This is a genomic window from Variovorax sp. RCC_210 (genome assembly GCF_041355175.1).
Lineage (GTDB): Bacteria > Pseudomonadota > Gammaproteobacteria > Burkholderiales > Burkholderiaceae_C > Variovorax.
In genome coordinates this window covers 319,131-343,280 of the sequence record NZ_JBFUPJ010000007.1, presented here as the reverse complement: position 1 = coordinate 343,280, position 24,150 = coordinate 319,131, and the positions used below count along the sequence as shown (strand labels likewise).

General features: G+C 69.2%; 21 protein-coding genes and 1 pseudogene. 11 read left to right on the top strand and 11 right to left on the bottom strand.

Annotation, left to right across the window (positions count from 1 at the left end):
- Positions 1-78: 78 nt before the first annotated feature.
- On the bottom strand, positions 79-216 hold the full coding sequence (locus AB6807_RS21450) for a hypothetical protein (protein WP_371086163.1): 138 nt from the start codon (positions 214-216) through the stop codon (positions 79-81).
- The gene (locus tag AB6807_RS21445; RefSeq protein WP_371086162.1) at positions 213-1,457 is read right to left on the bottom strand and encodes an acyl-CoA dehydrogenase family protein; all 1,245 of its coding nucleotides are present in this window, start codon (positions 1,455-1,457) and stop codon (positions 213-215) included. The genes AB6807_RS21450 and AB6807_RS21445 overlap by 4 nt, the downstream gene beginning before the upstream one ends.
- Positions 1,458-1,589: 132 nt before the next feature.
- Here AB6807_RS21445 and AB6807_RS21440 point away from each other — a divergent pair, with 132 nt between their 5' ends.
- From AB6807_RS21440 to AB6807_RS21410, 7 genes are all read left to right on the top strand, one after another.
- A complete protein-coding gene (locus tag AB6807_RS21440; protein WP_371086161.1) occupies positions 1,590-2,606 on the top strand; it encodes an ABC transporter substrate-binding protein in 1,017 nt (338 codons plus the stop codon).
- 71 nt (positions 2,607-2,677) lie between these two features.
- The gene (locus AB6807_RS21435) at positions 2,678-3,799 is read left to right on the top strand and encodes an LLM class flavin-dependent oxidoreductase (protein ID WP_371086160.1); all 1,122 of its coding nucleotides are present in this window, start codon (positions 2,678-2,680) and stop codon (positions 3,797-3,799) included.
- A gap of 165 nt (positions 3,800-3,964) precedes the next feature.
- The gene (locus tag AB6807_RS21430; RefSeq protein WP_371086159.1) at positions 3,965-4,789 is read left to right on the top strand and encodes a class II aldolase/adducin family protein; all 825 of its coding nucleotides are present in this window, start codon (positions 3,965-3,967) and stop codon (positions 4,787-4,789) included.
- Positions 4,786-5,796, top strand: a complete 1,011-nt coding sequence (locus AB6807_RS21425) for an ABC transporter substrate-binding protein (protein WP_116911194.1) — start codon at positions 4,786-4,788, stop codon at positions 5,794-5,796. The genes AB6807_RS21430 and AB6807_RS21425 overlap by 4 nt, the downstream gene beginning before the upstream one ends.
- A gap of 14 nt (positions 5,797-5,810) precedes the next feature.
- Entirely contained in the window at positions 5,811-6,764 is a 954-nt protein-coding gene (locus AB6807_RS21420) for an ABC transporter substrate-binding protein (protein WP_371086158.1), read from the top strand.
- 144 nt (positions 6,765-6,908) lie between these two features.
- A complete protein-coding gene (locus tag AB6807_RS21415) occupies positions 6,909-7,613 on the top strand; it encodes a fumarylacetoacetate hydrolase family protein (protein WP_116911193.1) in 705 nt (234 codons plus the stop codon).
- Positions 7,614-7,750: 137 nt separating this feature from the next.
- Positions 7,751-8,629, top strand: coding sequence for an AraC family transcriptional regulator (locus AB6807_RS21410; RefSeq protein ID WP_371086169.1), 879 nt, complete (start codon positions 7,751-7,753; stop codon positions 8,627-8,629).
- Positions 8,630-8,663: 34 nt separating this feature from the next.
- Here AB6807_RS21410 and AB6807_RS21405 read toward each other — a convergent pair.
- The 7 genes and pseudogenes from AB6807_RS21405 to AB6807_RS21375 all read right to left on the bottom strand — a co-directional run bounded on the left by AB6807_RS21405 (position 8,664) and on the right by AB6807_RS21375 (position 17,208).
- Positions 8,664-10,093 (bottom strand): annotated as a pseudogene (locus AB6807_RS21405) (PLP-dependent aminotransferase family protein).
- 83 nt (positions 10,094-10,176) lie between these two features.
- Entirely contained in the window at positions 10,177-11,559 is a 1,383-nt protein-coding gene (locus tag AB6807_RS21400; RefSeq protein ID WP_371086157.1) for an MFS transporter, read from the bottom strand.
- 35 nt (positions 11,560-11,594) lie between these two features.
- On the bottom strand, positions 11,595-12,524 hold the full coding sequence (locus tag AB6807_RS21395) for an alpha/beta fold hydrolase (RefSeq protein ID WP_371086156.1): 930 nt from the start codon (positions 12,522-12,524) through the stop codon (positions 11,595-11,597).
- Complete coding sequence (locus AB6807_RS21390; RefSeq protein ID WP_371086155.1) at positions 12,517-13,284, bottom strand: SDR family NAD(P)-dependent oxidoreductase; 768 nt, start codon at positions 13,282-13,284, stop codon at positions 12,517-12,519. Before AB6807_RS21390 ends, AB6807_RS21395 begins: the two co-directional genes overlap by 8 nt.
- Positions 13,285-13,296: 12 nt before the next feature.
- Complete coding sequence (locus AB6807_RS21385; RefSeq protein WP_371086154.1) at positions 13,297-14,223, bottom strand: NAD(P)-dependent oxidoreductase; 927 nt, start codon at positions 14,221-14,223, stop codon at positions 13,297-13,299.
- A complete protein-coding gene (gene ilvD, locus AB6807_RS21380) occupies positions 14,220-16,013 on the bottom strand; it encodes a dihydroxy-acid dehydratase (protein ID WP_371086153.1) in 1,794 nt (597 codons plus the stop codon). Before ilvD ends, AB6807_RS21385 begins: the two co-directional genes overlap by 4 nt.
- A 202-nt stretch (positions 16,014-16,215) precedes the next feature.
- A complete protein-coding gene (locus AB6807_RS21375) occupies positions 16,216-17,208 on the bottom strand; it encodes an AraC family transcriptional regulator (RefSeq protein ID WP_371086152.1) in 993 nt (330 codons plus the stop codon).
- A gap of 308 nt (positions 17,209-17,516) precedes the next feature.
- Here AB6807_RS21375 and AB6807_RS21370 point away from each other — a divergent pair, with 308 nt between their 5' ends.
- Positions 17,517-18,230, top strand: coding sequence for a GNAT family N-acetyltransferase (locus AB6807_RS21370; protein ID WP_371086151.1), 714 nt, complete (start codon positions 17,517-17,519; stop codon positions 18,228-18,230).
- Positions 18,231-18,246: 16 nt separating this feature from the next.
- Here the strand turns inward: AB6807_RS21370 and AB6807_RS21365 are convergent, their stop codons facing one another.
- Positions 18,247-19,164, bottom strand: a complete 918-nt coding sequence (locus AB6807_RS21365; RefSeq protein ID WP_371086150.1) for a LysR family transcriptional regulator — start codon at positions 19,162-19,164, stop codon at positions 18,247-18,249.
- 234 nt (positions 19,165-19,398) lie between these two features.
- Here AB6807_RS21365 and AB6807_RS21360 point away from each other — a divergent pair, with 234 nt between their 5' ends.
- Positions 19,399-20,883, top strand: a complete 1,485-nt coding sequence (locus AB6807_RS21360; protein ID WP_371086168.1) for a M20/M25/M40 family metallo-hydrolase — start codon at positions 19,399-19,401, stop codon at positions 20,881-20,883.
- 54 nt (positions 20,884-20,937) lie between these two features.
- On the opposite strand, the gene AB6807_RS21355 is transcribed toward AB6807_RS21360, so the two are convergent.
- Positions 20,938-21,789, bottom strand: coding sequence for a symmetrical bis(5'-nucleosyl)-tetraphosphatase (locus tag AB6807_RS21355; protein WP_371086149.1), 852 nt, complete (start codon positions 21,787-21,789; stop codon positions 20,938-20,940).
- A gap of 23 nt (positions 21,790-21,812) precedes the next feature.
- On the opposite strand from AB6807_RS21355, the gene AB6807_RS21350 reads away from it, so the two are divergent.
- Entirely contained in the window at positions 21,813-23,126 is a 1,314-nt protein-coding gene (locus AB6807_RS21350; RefSeq protein WP_116911187.1) for a hemolysin family protein, read from the top strand.
- Positions 23,127-23,182: 56 nt separating this feature from the next.
- Positions 23,183-24,127 (top strand): lipopolysaccharide kinase InaA family protein, encoded by a 945-nt coding sequence (locus tag AB6807_RS21345; RefSeq protein WP_371086148.1) that lies wholly within the window; start codon positions 23,183-23,185, stop codon positions 24,125-24,127.
- Positions 24,128-24,150: the final 23 nt, after the last annotated feature.

Genomic DNA, 24,150 nt, shown 5'->3' with positions numbered 1-24,150 from the left:
GATTGGGTGTTTGGCGACTTCCAGTCTCTCAAACCCAACCCGGATGAACACCGGATACAACCTATTGGAGCTTCACACCTAGTCGCCGAGCACCAGCGTGGTCAGGGCTTGTGTTTGCGAGAAGGCGCGCAACGGGCCGGCCGCGGCCAGCGACAGCGCCGCGCCTTGCTTGAGCCAGCCGCGGCGCGAGGCTTTGGAGAACAGCAGCGCGCTCATGCCACGGCTCCCGTCGACAGCAGCGCGCGCTTGCCCGCCGCCACCAGCACCGCGTCGTTCTGCGGCGTATGGATGCGGCTGCACAGCACGTCGCGGTAGTGCCGCTCCAGCGGGTTCTGGCGCGTCAGGCCATGGTTGCCGGTGAGCTGCAACGCCAGCTCGACCGCGCGAACGGCGTTGCCCGTCACCGTGTACTTGAGCAGGCCGCTGTCCGTGCCGGGCTGCGCATGGCCGCCGTCGACCGCCGCGGTGGCGTCGTCGAGCAGCACGCGGTTGGTGCGCAGCAGCGCCTCGATCTCGCCCAGATGCTCCTGCACGCGCGGGAGCGTGGACAGCGGCGCGCCCAGGCTGCCGGGCGCGCGCGTGGTCAGAAAGCCCAGCAGCCAGTCGCGCGCGGCCGTGGCCACGGCGTCGTACAGGCTGCCGAGCAGCACCGTCATCCAGGCCTGCTGCGTGGCGTGCGCGTCGATGTCGGTCTGGCTGCCCGCGTCGGGCGCCCAGTCGGCCGGCGCGCGCAGGTCGACCGCGTGGGCAAGGTCGATGGCGACGTTCTCGAACACCACCTCGTGGCTGCCCGAGGCGCGCAGGCCCAGGTGGTCCCAGCTGGCGATCACGCGCACGCCGGGCGCATGGCGCGGCACCAGAAACACGCCGGTGCGCGGCACCGCCTCGTCGGTGCGTGCCCACACCGACAGCCAGCTCAGGCCCTCGATGCCGGTGGTGTAGAGCTTGTGGCCGTCGATCGTCCACCCGTCGCCTTCACCTTTGCCTGCGCTGTGGCGGCGGGCCACCGTCGCCGGCAGGCCGCCGCGCGCGGGCGAGCCCAGCGCGGGCTCCACGCGCAGCGCGTTGATGAGCGCGCCCTGCGCCATGGCGTCGCGCGTCACGCGTTCGCGCAGCGCGGCCGGCCAGCGGCTGTCGGCGCGCGTCAATGCGTGGTGCTGCAGGTAGGTCATGGTGAGGATCAGCGCCGTGGCGGGCTCGCCGCGCGCCACCGCCGCAATCACGCGCCGTGCGGTCGCCAGCGTGGCACCGCCGCCGCCGTATTCGGCGGGCGCCACCAGGCCGACGAGGCCGTGCGCCTGCAGCGTGGCGAAGTTCTCGCGCGGAAAGGCGCCGCTGCGGTCGTGGTCGGCCGCGGTGGCGGCGAACTGGGCCGTCAGGCGCGCCAGCAGGGCCGCGTCGACCGCGGGGGTGTTTTCAGGCGGGGCCGACGCGCGGCGCAAGGGGAGTGCACTCATGGTTCCCGCACGGTAGCGGCGCGCCCGGCGCCGGAAAACGACGCATCCCGCATAACCAAACTCGTTTTTCTGAGTTCGCGTCGGGCGCAGGCCTCGTTACGGTTCGCCTCCATGAAGCCAGATGTTCCAGATGTGCCTGATGCCCCAGACCTTCGCTTCGACCGTCGGCGCCTGCTGCAGGCGGCCGCCGCGCTGGCCGCCACCGGCGCTGCGGGCACTGCTGGTTGGGCACATGCCGCGGCGCCCTCGCGGGACCTTTCAGGTGTCACGCTGCGCGTGGGCACCTACAAGGGGCTCTGGCGGCCGCTGCTCACCGCCTCGGGGCAGGCGAACACGCCCTACAAGATCGACTGGCGCGAGCTGAACAACGGCGTGCTGCACATCGAGGCCATCAACGGCGATGCGCTCGACCTGGGCTCGGGCAGCGAGATTCCGCCGGTGTTCGCGGCGCGGCAGAAGTCCAGCGTGAAGCTGGTGGCCGTCACGCACGAAGACCTCAACAACCAGGCCACGCTGGCGCGCAAGGACGCGCCCATTCGCACCATTGCCGACTTCAAGGGCAAGCGCGTGGGCTACGTGCGCGCCACCACCTCGCACTACTACCTGGCCAAGCAGCTGGCCGAGGCGGGCCTGTCGTTCAGCGACATCCAGGCCGTGAGCCTCACGCCGTCGGACGGCCTGTCGGCGTTTGCGCGCGGCGACCTCGATGCCTGGGCCATCTACGGCTACAACGGCCAGCTGGCGCGCACGCAGTACGGCGCGCGCACCATCAAGACCGGCGTGGGCTACCTGTCGGGCAACTTCCCCATCTACGCCAACCCGCGCGCGCTCGACGACGCGCTGCGTCGCGCGGCGCTGGGCGACCTGCTGCAGCGACTGCAACGCGCCTTCGCGTGGATCAACGGCAACTTCCTGGCCTATGCGCGTGCGCAGTCGGCCGAGACGCGCGTGCCCGTCGGCGACATCGTGGAGCTGTTCAACGGCCGCAGCGGCGACTACAGCCTGGGCCCCGTGAGCGACGCGGTGGTGCGCAGCCACCAGGACGTGGCCGACACCTTCCTGAAGATCGGCGTGCTCGACGGTCCCGCCGACGTCAAGCCGCTGTGGGACCGCAGCTTCGAGAGCCTGCTGCGGGTGCCGGCCGCCTGATTCGGGCGATTCGGCCGGCTTCAGCTTTCATCTCCCCACCTTCCCCGTTCCACCCGAAAAAGGAAAACTCCATGAGCCAAGCACAGCAAGACGGCGGCGTCGAATTCATCGGCATGATCCAGGGCCAGAAGGTCTCGGAGGTGCACGCCGCGCAGGGCCCGGCCATCGACCGCGACTATGTGCGGGCCTTTGCGCAGGCCCACGAGAGCGCCGGCTTCGACCGCGTGCTGGTGCCGCACCACTCGACCGGCCCCGACGCCACGCTCACCGTGGCCTACGCGGCCTCGGTGACCGAGCGCGTGCAGTTCATGCTCGCGCACCGCCCCGGCTTCGTGGCGCCCACGCTGGCCGCGCGGCAGTTCGCCTCGCTCGACCAGTTCAGCGGCGGCCGGCTCGCGGTGCACTACATTTCCGGCGGCTCCGACGAGGAGCAGCGCCGCGACGGCGACTGGCTCGGCCACGACCAGCGCTATGCCCGCACCGACGAGTACCTCGAGGTGCTGCACAAGGTGTGGACGGCCGACAAGCCCTTCGACCACGAAGGCGCGCACTACCGCTACCAGAATGCGTTCTCCGAAGTGAAGCCGCTGCAGACGCGCAACGGCAAGCCGCACGTGCCGGTGTATTTCGGCGGCGCCTCTGAGGCCGCGATTCCGGTGGCGGGCAAGTACGCCGATGTGTACGCGCTGTGGGGCGAGTCGCTGGACCAGGCGCGCGAGTTGACCACGCGCGTGCGGGCCGAGGCGGCGAAGCATGGGCGCAGCGTGCGCTTCTCGGTGTCGTTCCGCCCGATCCTGGCCGAGACCGAGGAGGCCGCATGGGCGCGCGCCGAGGGCATCCTGGCCGAGACCAAGCGCCTGCGCGTGGTGCAGGGCTACAACCGCGGCGGTCCGCAGCAAAGCGAAGGCGCCAGGCGCCTGCTGGCCGCGGCCGACAAGGGCCCGCGCGTGGACAAGCGGCTGTGGACCGCGGTGGCGCAGGAGATCGGCGGGCGCTCGAACAGCACCGCGCTGGTGGGCACGCCGGAGCAGGTGGCGGATGCGCTGCTCGACTACTACGACCTGGGCGTGACGACCTTCCTGATTCGCGGGTTCGATCCGCTGGAGGACGCGCTGGACTATGGGCGGGAGTTGATTCCGCGCACGCGGGAGCTGGTGGCGCAGCGCGCGGCTTCGGTGCGCAAGGCGGCCTGATTCTTTGTCTTTGCATCTCTCCCTCCCCCTCTGGGGGAGGGCAGGGGTGGGGGCAAGCGGCCTTCGGCACTGTCATGGCGTTCGATGCCGTCGTGCCCCCATCCCGGCCTTGCCCCAGAGGGGGAAGGAGCGAAATCCGAAACTGAACACGAGGAAATCATCCCAATGAGTGCCGTTCTGTCCATCGACCGCCAAGCGGTCGCACCCCTCAAGCTCAACCCGAACCCCCAGCAGAAATACTGGTTCGACCCCGTTCCCCCGCGCCCCACCGTGCAGGCCGAACGCCGCCACCGCCAGGAGCGCCTGGCCGGTGCCTTCCGGCTGTTCGCGCGCTTCGGCTTCGCACAGGGCCTGGCCGGCCACATCACCGCGCGCGACCCCGAGCTCACCGACCACTTCTGGGTCAACCCGCTGGGCGTTCACTTCTCGCGCATCAAGGTGTCCGACCTGCTGCTCGTCAATTCGAAGGGCGAGACCGTCATCGGCGACCGGCCGCTCAACAAGGCCGCCTTCGCCATCCACGCGGCCATCCACGAGCACAACCCGAAGATCATTGCCGCGGCCCACACGCACTCGACCTACGGCAAGGCCTGGTCCACGCTGGGCCGCAAGCTCGACACCCTCACGCAAGACGCTTGCGTGTTCCATGACGACGTGGCGCTGTTTGACGACTTCACCGGCATGGTCGTCGACACCAGCGAGGGCGACCGCATCGCGCAGGCGCTGGGCGACAAGAAGGGCGCCATCCTGAAGAACCACGGCATCCTCACCGCGGGCCCCACGGTGGAGGCCGCCGCCTGGTGGTACATCGCGCTGGACAACGCCTGCCACACGCAGCTGCTGGCCGAAGCCGCCGGCAAGCCGCAGCCCATCGACGAAGCCACCGCGCGCCACACGCACAGCCAGATCGGCGGGCCCGAAGGCGCCATCCATTCCTTCGACAGCCTGTACCAAGGCCTGGTCGAGGCGGAGCCGGAGCTGCTGCTGTGAACGCACGCACCCCGCTCGTTTCACGGCGCGGCGTGCTGCGCGCAGGCGGTGCCGCCGCCGTGGTCGCCTCCGGCGGGCTGATCGCGTCGCAGGCTTTCTCGCAGCAGGCGCGCAAGCTCACCTTCGCCTGGAACGCCGCTGCGTTCTGCCTGTCGCCCGTGGTGGTGGCGCAGGAGCGCGGCTACTTCGAGCGCAACGGCCTGCAGGTCGACCTCATCAACTACACCGGCTCCACCGACCAGCTGCTGGAGTCGCTGGCCACCGCCAAGGCCGACGCGGCCGTGGGCATGATCCACCGCTGGCTCAAGCCGCTGGAGTCGGGCTTCGACGTGAAGATCGTCGGCAGCTCGCACGGCGGCTGCGTGCGGCTGGTGGGCGCGAAGAGCGCGGGCGTGACCGACATCGCGAGCCTGAAGGGCAAGAGCATCGGCGTGTCGGACATCACCAGCCCGGGCAAGAACTTTTTCTCGATCCTGCTGACCAAGCACGGCATCGACGCCGACCGCGACGTCACCTGGCGCCAGTACCCGGCCGACCTGCTCGACATTGCGGTGAAGAAGGGCGAGATCCAGGCCATTGCCGACGGCGACCCCAACATCTACCTGATCGAGAAGCGCAACAAGGGCGCGTACGTGGAGGTGGCGAGCAACCTCACGGGCGAATACAAGGACAAGGTCTGCTGCATCGTCGGCGCACGCGGCGAGCTGGTGCGCAAGGACAAGGCCACCGTCGCATCGCTGGTGCGCGCCATTGCGCAGGCCTCCGACTACGTGGCCGAGAACCCGAACGAATCGGCCAAGCTCTTCGCCAAGTACTCGCCCAACGTGGCGGTGGAAGACCTGCGCGCGTTGCTCGGCACGCTCACGCACAACCACCATCCGCTGGGCCGCAACCTGCGCGACGAGGTGGAGTTCTACGCGCGCGACTTCCGTGGCGTGGGCGTGCTCAAGAAAAGCACCGACCCGGTCCGCTTCGCGGAACACGTGTCTTTCGATCCCCTTGCATGAGCAGCGAAACATCCATGACCTTCAGTTCACGCCGACACTTTCTCGTCCACGGCACATCGGTCGCCGCCTCGGTGGCGTTGCCCGGCTGGGCCGCCGCGCAGGGCCGCCCGGTGCTCAAGGCCGGCGACCAGAAGGGCGGCCTGCGCGCGCTGCTCGAGGCGGCGGGCGGCCTCGAGGGGCTCGGCTACGACATCCAGTGGTCGGAGTTTCCGGCCGCCGCGCCGTTGGCCGAAGCACTGAACGCCGCCGCGGTCGACTCCGGCCCCATCGGCGACGCACCATTGATCTTCGCGCTGGCCGCCGGCACGCGCGTGAAAGCCATCGGCGCGAACCGCTCCGACTCCTACGGCACGGCGGTGCTCGTGCGGCCCGACTCCACGCTGAAGACCGCCGCCGACCTGCGGGGCAAGAGCATCGCGACCAACCGCGGTTCCATCGGCCACTACGTCACGCTGAAGGCCATCACGGCGGCGGGGCTCAAGCCGGACGACGTCAACATCCGCTTCCTGGCCCCCGCCGACGCCAAGCTCGCGCTCACCCAAGGCTCGGTCGACGCCTGGGCCACCTGGGAGCCGTACACGGCGCTGGCCGAAGTCAGCAACCATGCGCGCGTGCTGGTCAGCGGCCGCGGCCTGTTGCCGGGCCTGAGCTACCTGGCGGCCACCGACAGCGCCATCGCCGCCAAGCGCCCGGTGCTGCAAGACTTTCTGCAGCGCGTGGTGAAGGCGCAGCTCTGGTCGTACCGCAACGTCGACGCCTACTCGGCCGCGCTGGCCCGCATCATCGGCATTCCGCCCGAGGCCGCGAAGCTGCAGTTCGAACGTCGCCAACAGAAGTGGGTGGCCATCGATGCGCAGGTGATCGCGGACCAGCAGGGCACGGCGGACTTCTACCGGCAGGTCGGGCTCATCAAGCAGCCGCTGGATGTCAAGGGGACCTTCGATACCGGGTTTGGCGTGGCGGGCTAAGCCGCGCGTTGCGTTTCAGGGCGGCCTGTTCACCCGTCCCGAACAGCAACGGCAAACAGCGCACAACAATAAAACCGTAGCTGAGTCCAAGACACGCATAGATGCGTCCGCTGAGAAGCCAGAGCCAGTGCATAGAGTCATTGCATGACTTCAGCCACCGACACCTCCTACGCCATTCCCCCCGCAGCCGTCCATTCGCTGCCCATCCAGGGCGAGCGTGCGCGCTTTCCGGTCAACCGCATCTTCTGCGTGGGCCGCAACTACTCCGAACATGCACGCGAGATGGGGCACAACCCTGACCGCGAACCGCCGTTTTTCTTCATGAAGCCGGCCAACGCCATCGTGGCCGACGGCGGCGAGTTTGCCTACCCATCGTTGTCGAACGATGTGCACCATGAAATCGAACTGGTGGTGGCGCTGAAGACCGGTGGGTCGAACATCGCGGCCTCCGCCGCGCTCGAACACGTCTACGGCTACGCCGTGGGCCTGGACATGACCCGCCGCGACCTGCAAGGGGAGGCCAAGAAAATGGGCCGCCCCTGGGACACCGGCAAGGCCTTCGACGGCTCCGCACCCTGTGGCGAACTGGTGCCCGTGGCCAAGGCCGGCCACCCCGCAAAGGGCGAGATTCGCCTCGACGTGAACGGCGCCCAGCGCCAGGTCGGCGACCTGGCCGACATGATCTGGAACGTGCCCGACACCATCGCCTACCTCTCGACCCTGTTCACGCTGCAGCCCGGCGACCTGATCTTCACCGGCACGCCCGCCGGCGTGGCGGCCGTGCAGCGCGGCGACCGCATGCGCGGCGCCGTGGCAGGCGTGGGCGTGCTGGAGGTCGTGGTCGTCTGACCCTCCCGCGCCGGGCGGCCGGCAAGTTGGCGTACGCTCGCGGGCAGCAGCCCGCAGCCACGCCAGCCCCGATGCGTTCTTCTTCATCTCCTTCTTCCTCCGCGTCTTCTGCCGCCACGTCCGTGCGCACCTACGGCATGCACGAGCGTGCCGACCACCTCGACTTCGACATCCGCTTCCAGGGCGCGCGCAACGAGCTCACGCTGCCGCACCGGCACGCCTACTTCCAGATCCAGGTCGGCATCGAAGGCAGCTCGCAGCAGGCCATCGGCGGCGAGGTGCGGCCCTTCGGCCCGCGCCACCTGAGCTTCGTGCTGCCGTACCGGGTGCATGTGATTCCGCATCCGCCCGAGGCGCTGTACTGCATCGTCAACTTCGACCAGCGCTTTCTCTGGCCCGAGCTCGAGGTCGATGCGCTCGACCTGGACGACGTGTCGCTCGCGCGGCACCCCGACCTCGCGCCCTTCCTGTTCCAGGAGTACGTCGACTTCGCCTTCGACGAGGCCGACTTCGCGCGCATCCGCGGCTGGCTCGACGAACTGCACGCGCTGAACACCGGCCGCAACTTCGGCGCGAAGATCGCGATGCGCGGCATCGTGCAGCAGGTCATCGGGCTGGCCTGCATGCGCCAGGAACAGGCGCTGATGCGGCTCTCGCTGCAGCACAACGGCAAGACCTCGCAGCGCGACGCCCTGCAGCGCGTGGTGCGCTACGTGCGCGACAACCTCGACAAGCCGCTGTCGCTCACCGACGCGGCCGCCGCCGCGTTCCTCTCGCCCAACTACCTGGCCAACCTGCTGCGCAAGGAAACCGACCGCACCTTCACCGACCTGGTGACCGAGCGGCGCATCGAGCGCGCGAAGGAACTGCTGTCGTCCACCTCGCTGCTGGTGCGGGAGATTGCGCACCAGTGCGGCTTCACCGACGAGGCCTACTTCAACCGGCGGTTCAGGCAGTGGGTGGGGACCACGCCGCGCAACTTCCGGCGCGAGCACGTGGTGGGCACGCGCGGCTGACCGGGTTCGAAGCGACGCTTGACGGCGCGCACGGCTAGCTGCGTTCGCAGGCCCGCGCCAGTTGCGACAGCCGCTTCACCAGCGGCTCGAACAGCTCCGCCGACGTGTTGCCGTAGCCCAGCACCAGCCCGTTGTCCGCGGGAAGCGGCTGCATCGCGAACCCCGACAGCGCGGACGGCGCGATGCGATGGCGCAGCGCCTCGGCGGCGATCTTGCGGTCGTCGAAGCGCTCCGGCAGCCGCACCGTCAGGTGCAGGCCGCAGTAGCCTCCTTCGATTTCGTGCGGCACCTTCAGGTGCTTGTGCAGCGCCTGCCGCAGTGCCTGCTGCCGGTCGCGGTACAGCCGGCGCATGCGGCCCAGGTGGCGGCTGAACTGGCCGCTCTCGATGAAGTCGGCAATGGCCAGTTGCTCGTAGCGGTGGCCGCCGCGCAGCATTTCTTCGAGCGGCGACTGCACGCTCGCCACCAGGTGCGCGGGCAGCACCACAAAACCCAGCCGCAGCGAAGGAAACATGGTCTTGCTGAAGGTGCCCACGTAGAGCACGGGCGCGTCGTCGACCAGCCCCTGCATCGCGCCGATGGGCTCGCCGGTGTGGCGGAACTCGCTGTCGTAGTCGTCCTCGATGATCCAGGCGCCGTGCTCACGCGCCCGCGCGATCAGCTCCAGCCGGCGCGCGATGCCCAGCACCGCGCCGGTCGGGTACTGGTGCGAGGGCGTGGTGTAGACCAGCCGGGGCGGGTGCCTGCGCCAGTCTTGCGCGCTCGCGCACAGGCCCTCGGCGTCGACGCGCAACGGCACCACGCGCAGGTCGCCCGCGTGCATCGCGGCCTTGACGCCGCGGTAGCCCGGGTCTTCGACCCAGCCGGTGTCGCCGGGGTTCGACAGCAGCCGCACGCACAGCGTGATGGCCTCCTGCGCGCCTTCGGCGATGACGACCTGCCGCGGCTCGCAGCGCACGCCGCGCGCCACCGACAGGTGCCGTGCAATGGCCGCGCGCAACGGCGGTTCGCCCAGCGGGTCGCCGTAGCCCAGCGCGGCGGCGCCCGCGCCGCGGATCGCGCGGTCGAGCGCGCCGCGCCATGCGGCAAATGGAAAGTGCGACAGCGCGGGCACGCCGGGGCGCAGCGCGGCGTCCGCGTCGGCGCGGGAGGCGGTGGGCCTGATCGCTGCGAGGCGCTTGGCCGTGACGGGCGCAGCAACGACAGGCGCGGCGCCGACAGTTCGGTCACGCGCGTGCCCTGGCGGTCGGGCTGCACATAGCCCTCGGCGGCCAGGTGCTCGTAGGTGGCGGTGACGGTGTTGCGCGAGATGGCGAGCGACTCGGCCAGCGCCCGCGAGCCCGGCAGGCGGCTGCCGGGCGCCAGGCTGCCGTCGAGAATGGCGCGCTTGAGCCGGTCGTACAGCTGGCGCTGCATGGAGCCCGCGTTGCGCGGCGAAAAGATGTCCGGCGTCAGTTGAAACATGCCTTCCACTTTAGCGACGCCCGGTGCGACGACCGCGTCACGCAGGGCCGAGGACGCCAGGCATCGGCCGCTTCAGGTTGCGCTCAGGTGCCGCGTCGCGCGCCCAGGGGGGGCGTGCCCGTGCCGTGCCGGTCCGTTTCAGGTGCCGCGTTCAGGTCGCCGCCCACCGCGGGCCTGGCGATCGACACGGCGACCAACGAGATCACCGACAGGGCGCCGATGTACACGCCGATCAGGTACGACTGGCCGTACGTCGAGATGATCCACTGCGCGATGCTTGCCGCGAATGCGCCCCCCAGTATCGAACCGAGCGCGTAGCCGATCGACACGCCCGAATAGCGCACGTTGGCCGGGAACATCTCCGCATAGAGCGCGGCCTGCGGGCCGTACGACAGCCCGAGGGCGGCCGCCATGACGACCGCGGCAACGAAGAACAGCAGCGGGTTGCCGGTGTCGATCAGCCACCACATCGGTACCGCCCAGACGGCCAGCAGCACATAGCCGACCTGGAAAGTGCGCACGCGCCCGAGCCTGTCGCCGAGCCAGCCGCCCAGCATGGTGAACACCAGCCAGCCTACCGCGGACAGCGTGCACACCGTAAGCATCGTCATGGCGGGCAGGTGCAGCGATTTCTGGCCGTAGCTGATGAAGAACGCGATCAGCAGGTAGCCCGCCGCGTTGTTGGCCATGAATATCAGCGCGGCCAGCACCACTTCGCGGGAGTGATGGCGCATCAGGTAGCTCAGCGGTGCCGATGACTGCTTGCGGCGCAGCTGCATTTCCTTGAACACCGGCGATTCCTCCACGGAGCGCCGGATCACCAGCCCGACCACGATCAGCAGGATCGAGAACAGGAAGGGCAGGCGCCAACCCCAGTCGAGGAACTGCTCGTTCGTCAGTACGCCGGTGAACAGCAGCAGGACCAGCGTCGCCACGATCATGCCGATGGGCGTGCCGATCTGCGGAAAGGAGCCGAAGAAGCTGCGCTTGTTCACCGGCGCGTGTTCCACCGCCATCAGGGCGGCGCCGCCCCATTCGCCGCCCGCCGAGAAGCCCTGCAGCACGCGCAGCAGGATCAGCATGACCGGCGCCCAGATGCCGGCCTGCGCGTAGGTCGGCAGCAACCCGATCAGCGCGGTCGAGGCGCCCATGAGTACCAGGGTCAGGATCAGGCTGACCTTGCGGCCGTAGCGGTCCCCGAGGTAGCCGCCGACGACGGCGCCGAGCGGGCGGAACAGGAACGCGATGCCGATGGTGGCGAACGAGATGATCTGCGAAAGCGACGGGTTCGACTTGGCGAAGGGGCCGAAGAACATGGGGCCGAGCACCAGGCCGGCCGCCTGGGCGTAGATGAAGTAGTCATACCACTCGATCGAGGTGCCGATCAGCGTCGCGGCGAGCACCTTCTTGTGTTCCTTGGTGATCGCCGTCGCGTCGCCGCGCGGGGCGCGCCTAATGTTGTTCATCGTGTCTCCTGTCGCCGGGTCGAACCGGCAAGTTGTTATCGAGTTGCTGAAAAGAAATCGCGCAGCGCCGCGGCAGTCTCGGTCGGCGCCTCTTCTGGAACGAAGTGTCCGGCGCGAATCGCCTGGCCGCTTGCGTGCGCCGCCCATGCGTTCCAGATCCGCATCGGTCCAGTCGCGTCCGCCGTGCCGTGATTGCCCCACAGCACTTGCAGGGGTTGGCCGATCGTTCGGTTCGCATTGCGGTCCTGTAGGTCGTGGTGCCTGTCTACGGCCCACGCCGCGCGGTAGTCCGAGCACGTCGCGTGGACAGTGGCCGGGTCTCGAAAGCACTCGAGGTAGTCGTGCATCGAGACCGGTTCGAACGCGAAGCCGGGCGCCGTCCATCGGCTGAAAAGGTGCGCGAGAAACTCGTTCGTGCGACCCTCCAGCAACTGCTCCGGCAGCGGATGGGGCTGGGCGAGGAAGCTCCAGTGAAAGAGCGCCATCGCCGAGGCGGCTGTGCCTTCGAACACGTCGGCGGTCGGAACGATGTCGATCACCGCCAGCCGCTCGACCGCGTCGGGATGGTCCAGCGCAAGCCGGTACGCCACGCGGCCCCCGCGGTCATGGCCCGCGACGAAGAACCGCTGGAACCCCAGCGCCGCCATCGTGGCCATCTGGTCGCGGGCCATCCGGCGTTTCGAATAGGTCTGGTGCCCGGCGTCGTCCGGCGGCTTGTCCGAGCGGCCGCAGCCTCTCAGGTCTGGAATCACGAGCGTGAAATGCCGTGCGAGCTCGCAGGCCACCGCGCGCCAGGCCAGGCGGGTTTGCGGATAGCCGTGCAGCAGCAGCAAGGGCGGACCCGAGCCGCCGACCAGCGCGTCGATGGTGACGCCGTCGCCCGGAAGGCGGCGGCGTTCGAACCCGTCGATCAGCCCCTGGGGTGCGTCGTCGGCTCGCGCTGCTTGCAGGTGTGTTTCAGCCATCGCCATTGAGATGAAGGCCGCAATCCAGCGAGAACACGCTGCCTGTGATGAGCGATGCGCCCGTTGCCAGCCAGAAGACATCGGCCGCGACTTCGACGGGCTTTGCCACCTTCTGCAACGGCGCGCGCGCAACCTGATGCGCCGCGCGTGCTTCGAAGAGCGCGGGGTCCAGGCGCTGCACGAAGCCATCGGCGACAAGCGCCGGACACACGGCATTCACCCTGATCCTGGGCGCGAGCACGCGCGCCAGGGACATCGTCAAGGTGTTGGTCGCGCCCTTGGACGCGGCATACGCAATGGACGAGCCGGTGCCATAGATGGCCCCGTACGACGAGATGATGACGATGGCTCCGTTGCCCGAATCCGCCAGCATCGGCGCGCAGGCGCGCGCTATCTGGAACGGGCCCACGGTGTTGACCGCGGTGGTCTTCATGAAGTCGTCCATCGTCAGCGCGTCCAGGTCGGCATGGGGCACCAGCCGGGTGGTGCCGGCGCTGCTCACCAGGGCGTCGATTCGGCCGAAGGCTTCGTGCGCGCTGGCGGCGAGGCGACGGCAGTCCGCGTCCGCGCTGACATCTCCCTTCACCGCGATGCCGCCGCTTTGCCGGGCCAACGCTTGCGCCGCTTCGTGCTCGGATTCGAGGAAGTAGTTGACGACGACGCGCCAGCCCTTTTCGCTGAAGTAGCTGGCGCAGGCCGCGCCGATTCCGGATGCGCCGCCGGTGACGACGACGACCTTGCGCTCTGACTCTGTGTCCATTCGGTTCCTTGATCAACGTGAAGGTTGTGCGGCGGACGCTAGGGGTCCGTCCGCGAGCTGTTCGAAAAGGAGAACGGCCTGGGACAAGTCTCCCTCTGGCTCGATCTCCTGTGTTTCCCTGGCGCGCGCGAAGAGTTCCCGCGCTCGCGCCAGCATGGGGGTGACGGCGCCCAGCGCATCCGCCATGTGCGCGCTCAGCAGCACGTCTTTTTCCATGAGGCTGATCGCGCCGAGCCTCGGCTCGAAGGCGTGCTCGGCCATGCGGGGTCCAAAGATCTGCAAGGGCCTGGAATCCGCGAACCCGCCTTGCAGCGCCGATGCGAGCAGCGTCGTGTCGACACCGGCTTTCCTGGCGAGCGCGACGGACTCCGCGATGGCCAGCACGTTGCAGGCGACGATCAACTGGTTGCACAGTTTTGTCGTCTGGCCGCTGCCGGGTGGCCCCAGGTGCGTGAGGCGGGCCGCCACCGCCCGGAGCAGGGGCAATGCCGCCTCCACGGCCGCCGGCTCGCCGCCCGCAAGCACCGTGAGTTCTCCGGTTGCTGCCGCTCGTGGTCCGCCGCTGACGGGTGCGTCGACCCAGCCGATGCCGAGCGCCTGTGCACGGGCAGCCATTTTTTGGGCTGCTTCGGGCGAACCGGTGGAGAAGTCGACGATGGCCGCAGGGCGTGCTGCTTGGCGGGACTCGGCTTTGCTGAAAAGCCCTTCGCTGCCGCAGCACACTTCTTCCACGGCGTGGTGCGATGTCAGGCACAGGCCGATCACGTCGCAGCCATGCATCAGCTGCGCCGGCGAACCGGCGATGCGCGCGCCCAGTCCGGCCAGCTGCGCGAGCTTGTTTGCCGAGCGATTCCACACGCTCAAGGAGTGTCCCGATGCGAGCAGGTGGCGCACCATGGGCAGCCCCATGTCGCCGACACCGATGAAGCCGAAGTTCACAGTTCGTCCTTCGGCACACCGCTGTGCGTGAGCGCGCCGAGGTTCGCGGGTCCGACCACCGCCGCATACTTTTCGAGCAGGCCGCCCAGGCGACGTCGCTGGCCGAGGCCGCGAGCTGCCAGCGCCTGCCGGCGGGCTGCCAGTTCGGCGTCATCGACTTCCACACGCAGCATGGCGATCTCTGCCCGTGCATCGATATCGATCATGTCGCCGTTGCGCAGCAGGCCCAGCGGACCGCCCGATGCGGATTCGGGCGACACGTAGCCGATGCACATGCCGCGCGTGGCGCCCGAGAAGCGACCGTCGGTCACGAGCGCCACTTTTTCTCCAGCCCCCTGGCCGTACAGCAGCGCCGTGATTCCCAGCATTTCCCTCATGCCGGGGCCGCCCTTGGGGCCTTCTCCGCGAATGACGATCACGTCCCCCAGTGCGTAGTCCATTGCCTGCACGGCCTGCAGGCAGTGCTCTTCGGACTCGAACACCCGCGCAGGGCCGCGATGCTGCAGCCGCCGGAGGCCCGCGACTTTCAGCAGTGCGCCGTCCGGCGCAAGGTTGCCTTTCAGTACCACGACACCGCCGGTCGGAGCGATCGGGTCGTCCACCTGGCGGACCACCTCGCCGTCGGGCTCCGGCGTGCCGCCCAGCTCTTCGGCAAGGGTCCGGCCGGTGAATGTGATGCAGTCGCCGTGCAGGTAGCCACCGTCCAGCAGTGCCTTGAGGATGACCGGCGCACCGCCCGCGTGGTACACGTCCTTGGCCAGGAACCGGCCGCCCGGCTTCAGGTCGGCGATCAGCGGGGTGCGTGCGAGCACTTGCGAGACATCGTCCAGCGTGAACCGTATGCCGGCCTCGTGGGCGATGGCCGGAATGTGCAGTGGCGCGTTCGTCGATCCGCCTGTGGCGGCAACGACGAGGCACGCGTTTTCCAGCGACTTGCGCGTGATGATGTCCCGGGGACGCGGGCCGTCGCCCAGTATCGATCGCATCAATGCCCGGCCGGCGCGACGCGCCATGGGAGCGCGCGACGAATACACCGCCGGCACCATGGAAGAGCCCAGTGGGCTCAGCCCCAGCGCTTCGCCCACCATGCCCATGGTATTGGCCGTGTACTGCCCCGCGCAGGCGCCCGCCGTGGGCAGGCAGTCGCGGCTCATCTGCTCGAGTTCCTGTTCGCTGGCGCGGCCCGCAATGACCTGGCCGATCATTTCGTACGCGTCCACGATGTTCACATCGCGCCCGCCGTTGCGCCCGGGCAGCGCGCTGCCACCGTACATGAACACGGCCGGCACGTTGCAGCGCACCATGCCCATCACAAGGCCGGGCATGTTCTTGTCGCAGCCGCCGAGGCCGAAGATGCCGTCCCACTGATGACCGCGCACCGTGGCCTCCACGCTGTCTGCGATCAGCTCGCGCGACACGAGCGAAAAGCGCATGCCCGGGTGAGCGACAGACAGGCCGTCGGAGACCGAGACCACGGGGCATTCGTGGGGCGTCCCGCCGCCGGCGAAGATGCCGACCTTCGCATGCTGCGCCTGGTCGCGCAGCGTCGTGTTGCACGGGCTCATCTCGCCGCCCGTGTGGATGACGCCCACATGCGCCGCGGCGATGTCATCGTCGTCCTGCCCGATGGCGCGTAGGAATGCGCGGGTCGGTGCGCGCAGCGCGCCCTCGTGCATGGTTCTGGATCGGAGCCTGTGGGGCGGTGCCGTGTGCGGCAAGCCCCGCGGGCTGTTCGCGTCTTTCACGTCTTGCGCACCTTGCGCGCCTTGAATTGCCTTCTCTTCGCTCATCTCGCGTTGCTGGATCGCATCCTTGTCCTGTCTTCCGATGTAGGTGCCACCGGCGCACTGCTCCGAGGCGGCTCGATCATCGCCAGGGCAGGCAGCGGCATCTATCCGGAAATGGCAAGGCGATGTGCAGATCCGGCGGCGCAACGTCGGTGGTTTCCCTAGCAGCCTTGAAGGCACATGGGCGCGGCCGAACAACCGCGGTTCAGCGGCGCGCGAGCGTCCTGGAGGGCAACTCGCCGAAGCGCGCGCGGTAGAGCGCCGAGAACCGGCCGAAGCCGGAGAAGCCGCAGGCCGTGGCCACTTCGGCCACCGTCAGGCCTTCCTTGCGACCCGTCAGGAGCCGGCGCGCGGCCTGCAGGCGGGCCTCGGCGACATACCTCATGGGCGAGGTGCCGTGCTCCCGGCGAAAAAGGTCGCACAGTGATCGCACGCTGATGCCGCATTCGCGCGCGATCGCCTCGAGGCTCAGCGGCTCGTGCTTGAGCGCGTCGATGAAAGCCGTGGCCTTCTCGAGCGCATGCGCTCCAGCCCTGGCTGTCGGCGCCTCGAGGCGACGGCTGTAGTTGTGGGGAAACTCCATCAGCAGCGCCATGATGACGGACTCGGTGATCACTTCGGCCTGCCGTGCGGGAACCCGGTCGGGTTGCAGGCCGTAGTCCATCAGCAACCGCAAGTGCGACCGCCAATGCTGGCGCACGCCGGTGTCGGAGACGAACGGATGGAAGATCAGCGGCGCGCCCACGCGGGTTCCGGTCAGGCTCGCCCAGGCATCGTCCAGGCGAGTGCGGGGCACGCGAAGGTTGATGCGATAGCTGTCGGCGGAAAACTGCTTCACCACCGGCTGCGGCGTCGAGTCGATCACGATGAACCCGGGGCCGCCTTGAGCGCGCAATCCTTGCGACGCGATCGCGCTGTGCCCTTCGACCTGTGCCGTTACCAGGAGGTGGTCGTCCGAGGTTGCGATCTCGAGTTCGACTTCCGTGCCGAATGCCAGCGTGGACAGTTGGAGCCCGGCGAGGTCGTTGGCAGTAAGAAAGCGCGCGGAGAACGCGTCGCTTTCGCCGATGAGCGTGATCCGGTGGGGGCTCAGCTGGCCGGTCAGCCGGGCAATCGCTTCGTCTCGGGAGCGCGTCGTGATGGCAACGTGTTCGGGCCTGAAGCCCTCGACGACGGCGCTCCAGGGGTTTGAAGGCATGGGCGAGGGCATAGGTGCAGCGGGTGTGCCGGCGCGCATCGGTGACCGTGGTGGCCTGCGCTGAATTGGCGGCGGAGGCGATTATGGCGACAGGCAGGCCCGCTGCAAAGCCGCGAAGCGTTACGCCCGCGCCGAGCGCAGTTCGTGACGGCAGCGTGCTTCCGTGGGTGCATGCGGTAGATCCGTCGCGCTCGCGGCCTGCCGTGGCTCCATGAAAATTGCATCGCGTGGTACTTTCAATAGAGCCACGTGCGAGTTACTTTACGTGCTCCCGCACCGTTCCTCCAGCTGTTTCGAAAGACACCCGCATGCCAGAGCGCCACAACGAATTCGGCCAGTCCATCGGCCCCGAGGTCCCCGGTTGGGCGCCGCGCGCATTGCCGCCGCGCCAACCGGTGGAAGGGCGCTTCTGCACGCTGGTGCCGCTCGATGCGGCCGCACATGCCGACGATCTCCACGCCGCCTACGCGCAGGCGCCGGATGGACGCGACTGGACTTACCTTTTCGTCGAACGACCGGCCGACCTGCAGAGCACACGCGCCTACGTCGAGCGTGCGTCCCAAAGCGCGGACCCGATGCACTTCGCCGTGGTCGACAGCCAGAGCGGTCGGGCGGTAGGCACCTTGGCGCTGATGCGCATCGACCCCACGCACGGCGCCATCGAGGTGGGCAGCGTCACCTTTTCGCCGCTGCTCAAGCAGACGCCCATGTCCACCGAAGCCCAGTACCTGCTGATGAAGCTCGCCTTCGACACGCTGGGCTATCGCCGCTACGAGTGGAAGTGCGACAACTTCAACGAGCCCTCCAAGCGCGCGGCGCTGCGGCTGGGCTTTCAGTTCGAAGGCATCTTTCGCCAGGCCGTGGTCTACAAGGGGCGCAGCCGGGACACGGCGTGGTTCTCGATCACCGACCGCGAATGGCCGGCCTTGCGCACCGCCTTCGAGCGCTGGCTGTCGCCCGAGAACTTCGATGCGCAGGGCCGCCAGCGCATGTCGCTGGACAAGTTCCGCCTGCCGTCCTGAGCTTGAGCTCCCCGGGTTATTTCGCGGCGGGCGCGGGGAGCGCCTCGCACAGAAAGTCGAGAAAGGCGCGCACCACCTCGGGCAAGGTGCGCCCGGCCAGGGTCTGCAGCTCGACCGAGCGGTCGCGCATGCCGCGCTCGCGAATTTCCGCGGCGTGCAGCTCGCCGCGCCGCACGCGTTCGCGCACGGTGATCTCGCCGGCAATCGCGAGGCCGCCGCCGTGCAGCACGAAGTTGGCGAGCGCCTCGAAGCGGTTGGTCACCAGCGCGGGCTCGAACACCACGCCGCGGTTGCCACAGGCCACGTCGAACAACTGGCGCACGGTGGTGTCGGGCCCCGACAGCGCGATGGGAAAGGGCAGCATCTGCGCCAGCGTCACGCTGCGGTGCCTGGCCAGCGCATGGTCGGGGCGCATCAGCGCGAACACCGAGGCCGTCTGGCGGTGCGCCACGCGAACGCCCTGTACCGCGGCGCGGCTGTAGGTGAGGCCGATGTCGGTGTTGCCGAGCAGCACGGCCTCGGTGACCTCGGCAGGGTCGCAGGCCCTCAGCTCGAACTGGATGCCGGGATGCAGCGCGCGAAAGGCGACGATGGCCTGCGGCAGGAACTCGTTGGCGAAGCCCGACGAGCACGCGATGCGCACATGCCCGCGCTGCAGGCCCTGCAGCCCCTGGATGTCGGACACCACGCGCTCGGCCTCCAGCGCGCCGCGCCGCGCATGCGCGGCCAGCAGCTCGCCGGCGGCGCTGGGCACCATGCCGCGCGGGCGGCGCTCGAACAGCGGCACGCCCAGCAGTTCCTCGAGCATGGCCACCTGCCGGCTGATGGCCGAGGCGCTGACGTTCAGGCGCGTGGCCGCCTCGGTCAGCGAGCCGCTGCGCACCACCTCGAGAAAGTAGCGCAGCGAGGTTTCCTGCAGGCGATGGGACGTCATGGCGGCGGAGTGCAGGCTGGCTGCGTTGCATAAAACGCAAAGATATCCCGAAAAATCGGCAATTGTTCAAAGGCACGGCTTTGCCTAGACTGCCTCCGAACTGTCACCAAACTGTCGCCGAACCATCGCACAAGCGGACCCACACCCATGCCACTCCAGCCCCGAACCTCGCGCAGCCCCTTCTCGCGCAGCCCCTTCTCGCTGCTCCCACTGGCCTTCGTCGCGGCAGCGTGCATGGCCACCGCGGCCAGCGCCGCCGACCTGTCCGCCGCCGATGCCGAGCGCCACGCGCAGGCCACCTACCGCGAGTACTTCGAGCTGCTGTCCCTGCCCAACGACGCCATCGCGCCGGAAGACATCCGCAAGAACGTCGTTTGGCTGGAGCAGGCCTTTCGCAAGCGCGGCTTCACCACGCAGCAACTGCCCAACGACGGCAAGCCGATGCTCTACGCCGAGTACCCGGGGGCCGATCCGTCGCGCAAGACGGTGCTCTTCTACATGCACCTCGACGGCCAGCCGGTCGTGCCCGCGCAGTGGGCGCAGAAGAGCCCGTGGACGCCCGTGCTCAAGCGCAAGGCGGCCAACGGCGGGTGGGAAGAAATCGACTCGGCGCCGCTTTTCAGTGGCCCGCTGGACCCCGAGTGGCGCGTGTTCGGCCGGGCGTCGGCCGACGACAAGGGGCCGATCATGATGATGCTGGCCGCCATCGACGCGCTGAAGGCCGGCGGCGCGCAACCGGCGGTGAATGTGAAGGTCATTCTGGACAGCGAGGAAGAAAAGGGCTCGCCCTCGATCAGCAAGGTGATGCAGGCGCACCGCGAGCTGTTGCGCAGCGACGCCATCGTGATCCACGACGGCCCCATGCACGCCACCAACCGGCCCACGCTGGTGTTCGGCAACCGCGGCGCGGCCAAGGCCGCGCTCACGGTGTACGGCGCCAAGGTGCCGCTGCACAGCGGGCACTACGGCAACTACGCGCCGAACCCGGCCCAGCGCCTGGCCAACCTGCTGGCCTCGATGAAGAACGACGAGGGCCGGGTGACTGTGGCCGGCTACTACGACCGCGTGAAGATCGCCGAGGCCGACCGCAAGATCATGGCCGCCGTGCCCGACGACGAGGCCGCGCTCAAGCGCCGCCTGGGCATCGCAAAGACCGACAAGGTCGGCGCCAACTACCAGGAGGCCATGCAGTACCCCTCGCTGAACGTGCGCGGCATGGCCGCGGCGTCGGTGGGCGACAAGGTGGCCAACATCGTGCCCGACAAGGCCGTGGCCGAGCTCGACCTGCGCACCACGCCCGACTCCGACCCGGCCTACCTGGGCCAGCTCATCCAGAAGCACATCGAGCGCCAGGGCTACCACCTGGTCAAGGGCGAGCCGAGCGACGACGACCGCGCGCGCTACGACAAGCTCGCCAGCTTCTCCTACCAGAGCGAGGGCGGCGACGCCGCGGGCTCGCAGATCGATTCGCCCGTGGGGCAGTGGGCCTACAAGGCGCTCACCGGCACCTTCGGCACGCAGCCCGAGCCGGTGCGCATCCGCATGATGGGCGGCACCGTGCCCACGGCGGAGATCGTGCGCGTGCTGCCCGTGCCCTTCGCGATCATTCCGCTGGTGAACGCCGACAACAACCAGCACGCAGCCAACGAGAACCTGCGCATGGGCAACTACGTGAGCGGCGTGCGCACGGTGTACGGGTTGGTGACGCAGCCGTTCTGAGGCTGCGCTGGCCCTGTCCCAACTGCCTCAGCCGGCCGCGCCCGGCGTCATGGCTCAGCCGGCCTTGCCCGGCTTCTGCGACTGCTCGCACTCGACCTGGATCAGCTCCCGCTCCTCCAGCGTCGCGCCGATGCGCACCGCGCTCAGGCAGCCGCCCCACACGCAGCCCGTGTCGGTGGAGAGCAGGTCGGGCCGCGAGAGCCAGCCCAGCGTCGACCAGTGGCCGAAGGCGACCGTGGCCTTGGCCGTCTTGCGGCCGGGCACGTCGAACCAGGGCATGTAGCCTTCGGGCGCTGTGGCGGCGCTGTCCTTGGCATCGAACTCCATCACGCCCTCGGCCGAGCAGAAGCGCAGCCGCGTCAGTGCGTTGACGATGGCGCGCAGCCGCGCGCTGCCGGTGAGCGTGTCGCTCCACTGCGCGGGCTCGTTGCCGTACATCGTCATCAGGAACTCGCCCAGCGCCGGCCCACGCAGCACCGATTCGACCTCCGACGCCAGCACCAGCGTGTCGCCCACGCTCCACTGCGGCAGCACGCCGGCATGCACCATCAGCAGGTCGCCGGTGCCGATGCGCATGTGCAGCGCCATGTGCTGCTGACGCACCCAGTCGAGCAGCGCCTCGCTGTCGGGCGCGGCAAGCAGTTCGGCCAGCGTGTCCTTGCGGCCGGGCTTGCGCGCCCCGTGCGCCACGCCCAGCAGGTGCAGGTCGTGGTTGCCCAGCAGGCTCTGCGCGGCGGCGCCGTAGCCCTGCACGCGGCGCAGCACCGCGAGCGAATCGGGGCCCCGGTTCACCAGGTCGCCGAGCAGCACGATGGTGTCGCGGCTGGGGGAGAAATCGATCTTTTGCAGCAGCCGGCCGAGGGGGGCGTCGCAGCCTTGCAGGTCGCCAATCAAGTAAAGTGCCATTCCCTCATTCTCTCCCTCAGTTCATGGATGTCTTCCTCCTGGCCTTGCTGACCACGCTCAACGCGTTGTTCGCAATGTCCGAAATGGCCCTTTCCACCAGCCGGCGCGCACGTCTCGCGGCTTTGGCCGAAACGGGAGACCTCGGCGCGGTGGCCGCGCTGAAGCTGATGGAGTCGCCCACGCAGTTTCTTTCGACGGTGCAGATCGGCATCACCTCCATCGGCATGCTCAGCGGCATCGTCGGCGAGGCGGCCTTCGCGGCGCCGCTGGCCGTGTGGATGGAATCCGTGGGCATGGGCGCGGGCACGGCCAGCATCGTGTCCACCGCCTGCGTGGTGACCTGCATCACCTTCTTCACCATCATCTTCGGCGAGCTGGTGCCCAAGCGCATCGGCCAGCTCTACCCCGAGCCGGTGGCGCGCTGGGTGTCGCGCCCCATGCGCGGGCTGGCCAAGGGCGCCAAGCCCTTCGTGTGGCTGCTGGCGGGGGCCACGGCCACCATGCTGAAGCTGCTGCGCATCGACGCCAACGCGGCGCGCCACGTGACCGAGGAAGAAATCTCGGCCAGCCTCGAAGAGGGCGTGGACGCCGGCGTCATCGAGCACCACGAGCACCAGATGGTGCGCAATGTGTTTCACCTTGATGACAGGCGCCTGTCGTCGCTGATGATCCCGCGCGCCGACATCGAGTGGCTCGACGCCTCCTTCACCGTGCAGCAGGCGCTGCAGAAGGTGGCCGACGCGGCCGCGCTCAACCTCGTGCATTCGTGGTACCCGGTGTGCCGCAACTCGCTGGACGACGTGGTCGGCGTGATCAGCGTGGCCCACCTGCTGCGCCTGGGCTCCGCCCACGCCGGCGCGCTCGGCAAGGAGGCGACGCCCGCCGTGTTCGTGCCCGAGACCCTCACAGGCATGGAACTGCTCGAGCAGTTCCGCGAGCGTGCGGGCCGCCTGGTGTTCGTGGTCGACGAGTACGGCGTGGTGCAGGGCCTGATGACCCCGCGCGACCTGCTCGAGGCCATCACCGGCGAGCTGCAGCCCGGCATGCAGACCGACGCCTGGGCCCGCGAGCGGCCCGACGGCGTGTGGGAGCTAGACGGGCTCATGCCCGTGTCGGAGCTGCGCGCGCGCCTGGGCATTCGCGAGCTGCCCGAGGAAGAGCGCGGGCGCTACAACACCGTGGCCGGGCTGCTGATGTCGGTGTCGGGCCACCTGCCCGAAGTGGGCGAGCAGATCGACTGCGCCGGCTGGAGCTTCGAGATCGTCGAGCTCGAAGGCCGCCGCATCGACCGCGTGCTGGCCTCGCCCGACCCGGCCTCGCTGGCCCGCGAAGACTAGGGCGCGGGCCGATGCTGTCGCTGCTCGCACTCAGCTGCCCCCAATGCTCCGCGCCGTTGCCGCGTGCCGCCCGCTGGCGCACCGTCAACTGCAGCTACTGCGGCGCCACCATCGTGCGCGGCACGGAAACCGTGGAGCGCGAGAGCTTTCGCGCCGCGCTGCGCCGCGCCAATGCCGACGTGCCGGGTGGGCGCATCCTGACCTGGCGCGGTGCCCGCTACCGCGTGCTGGCGCCGCTGGCCACCGGCGAACACAGCGAGGTGCTGCTGGCCGAACGGCTGGGCGCCTTGCCCGAACGCGTCACGCTGAAGCTGGCGCGCGACACCGCCGCCGACAAGGTGCTGCTGCGCGAAGCCGCCGTGCTGAAGTCGCTGCAGGAGCTGTCGGTGGCGGGCGCCGCCTACTTCACGCGCCGGCTGCCGCAACCTGTGGGGACAGGTGTGAGTACGGGCGTGGCCGGGGGCTTGGGCGACGGTGCCCGCCAGGCCTTGGTGCTGCGCCACCCGACCGGCTTCTGGGGCAGCCTGCAAGACGTGCAGCAAGCCAACCCGCAGGGCATCGACCCGCGCCACGCCGTGTGGCTGTGGCGCCGCATGCTCGAGGTGCTGGCCTTTGTGCATGGCGCCGGCTGGACGCACCGCGACCTGTCGCCCGCGCATGCGCTGGTGCACCCGCGCGACCACGGCGTGCTGCTCATCGGCTGGTCGCGCGCACAGCACGCCACCGGCGCGGCGCACACGGGCGCCGTGGTGCGCGACCTGATGCAGGCCGCATGGACCGTGCGCGCCGTGCTCGACGGCGGCGGGGCCGGCGAGCCCGGCGTGGGCAGCCGCACCCCCGCGCCATTGGCCGCCTTGCTGCGCCAGTGCAGCGAAGACGCCGCCGCATGCCAGCGCCTGGGCGCGCAGGGCATCGAGCAGGCGCTTTCCGCCGCGTCGACCGAGGCTTTCGGGCCGTCGAGGTTCGTGCCCTTCGACCCCGCGCCGCGCGCCGGCACCTGAACAACAAAGCTGCAACAGAGCTA

Excerpts from the sequence above, each read along its gene's own strand:
- AB6807_RS21450 (WP_371086163.1), bottom strand. The coding sequence starts at position 216 with ATGAGCGCGCTGCTGTTCTCCAAAGCCTCGCGCCGCGGCTGGCTCAAG.
- AB6807_RS21445 (WP_371086162.1), bottom strand. The coding sequence starts at position 1,457 with ATGAGTGCACTCCCCTTGCGCCGCGCGTCGGCCCCGCCTGAAAACACC.
- AB6807_RS21435 (WP_371086160.1), top strand. The coding sequence starts at position 2,678 with ATGAGCCAAGCACAGCAAGACGGCGGCGTCGAATTCATCGGCATGATC.
- AB6807_RS21430 (WP_371086159.1), top strand. The coding sequence starts at position 3,965 with ATGAGTGCCGTTCTGTCCATCGACCGCCAAGCGGTCGCACCCCTCAAG.
- AB6807_RS21420 (WP_371086158.1), top strand. The coding sequence starts at position 5,811 with ATGACCTTCAGTTCACGCCGACACTTTCTCGTCCACGGCACATCGGTC.
- AB6807_RS21415 (WP_116911193.1), top strand. The coding sequence starts at position 6,909 with ATGACTTCAGCCACCGACACCTCCTACGCCATTCCCCCCGCAGCCGTC.
- AB6807_RS21410 (WP_371086169.1), top strand. The coding sequence starts at position 7,751 with ATGCACGAGCGTGCCGACCACCTCGACTTCGACATCCGCTTCCAGGGC.
- AB6807_RS21400 (WP_371086157.1), bottom strand. The coding sequence starts at position 11,559 with ATGAACAACATTAGGCGCGCCCCGCGCGGCGACGCGACGGCGATCACC.
- AB6807_RS21395 (WP_371086156.1), bottom strand. The coding sequence starts at position 12,524 with ATGGCTGAAACACACCTGCAAGCAGCGCGAGCCGACGACGCACCCCAG.
- AB6807_RS21390 (WP_371086155.1), bottom strand. The coding sequence starts at position 13,284 with ATGGACACAGAGTCAGAGCGCAAGGTCGTCGTCGTCACCGGCGGCGCA.
- ilvD (WP_371086153.1), bottom strand. The coding sequence starts at position 16,013 with ATGAGCGAAGAGAAGGCAATTCAAGGCGCGCAAGGTGCGCAAGACGTG.
- AB6807_RS21375 (WP_371086152.1), bottom strand. The coding sequence starts at position 17,208 with ATGCCTTCAAACCCCTGGAGCGCCGTCGTCGAGGGCTTCAGGCCCGAA.
- AB6807_RS21370 (WP_371086151.1), top strand. The coding sequence starts at position 17,517 with ATGCCAGAGCGCCACAACGAATTCGGCCAGTCCATCGGCCCCGAGGTC.
- AB6807_RS21365 (WP_371086150.1), bottom strand. The coding sequence starts at position 19,164 with ATGACGTCCCATCGCCTGCAGGAAACCTCGCTGCGCTACTTTCTCGAG.
- AB6807_RS21360 (WP_371086168.1), top strand. The coding sequence starts at position 19,399 with ATGGCCACCGCGGCCAGCGCCGCCGACCTGTCCGCCGCCGATGCCGAG.
- AB6807_RS21355 (WP_371086149.1), bottom strand. The coding sequence starts at position 21,789 with ATGGCACTTTACTTGATTGGCGACCTGCAAGGCTGCGACGCCCCCCTC.
- AB6807_RS21350 (WP_116911187.1), top strand. The coding sequence starts at position 21,813 with ATGGATGTCTTCCTCCTGGCCTTGCTGACCACGCTCAACGCGTTGTTC.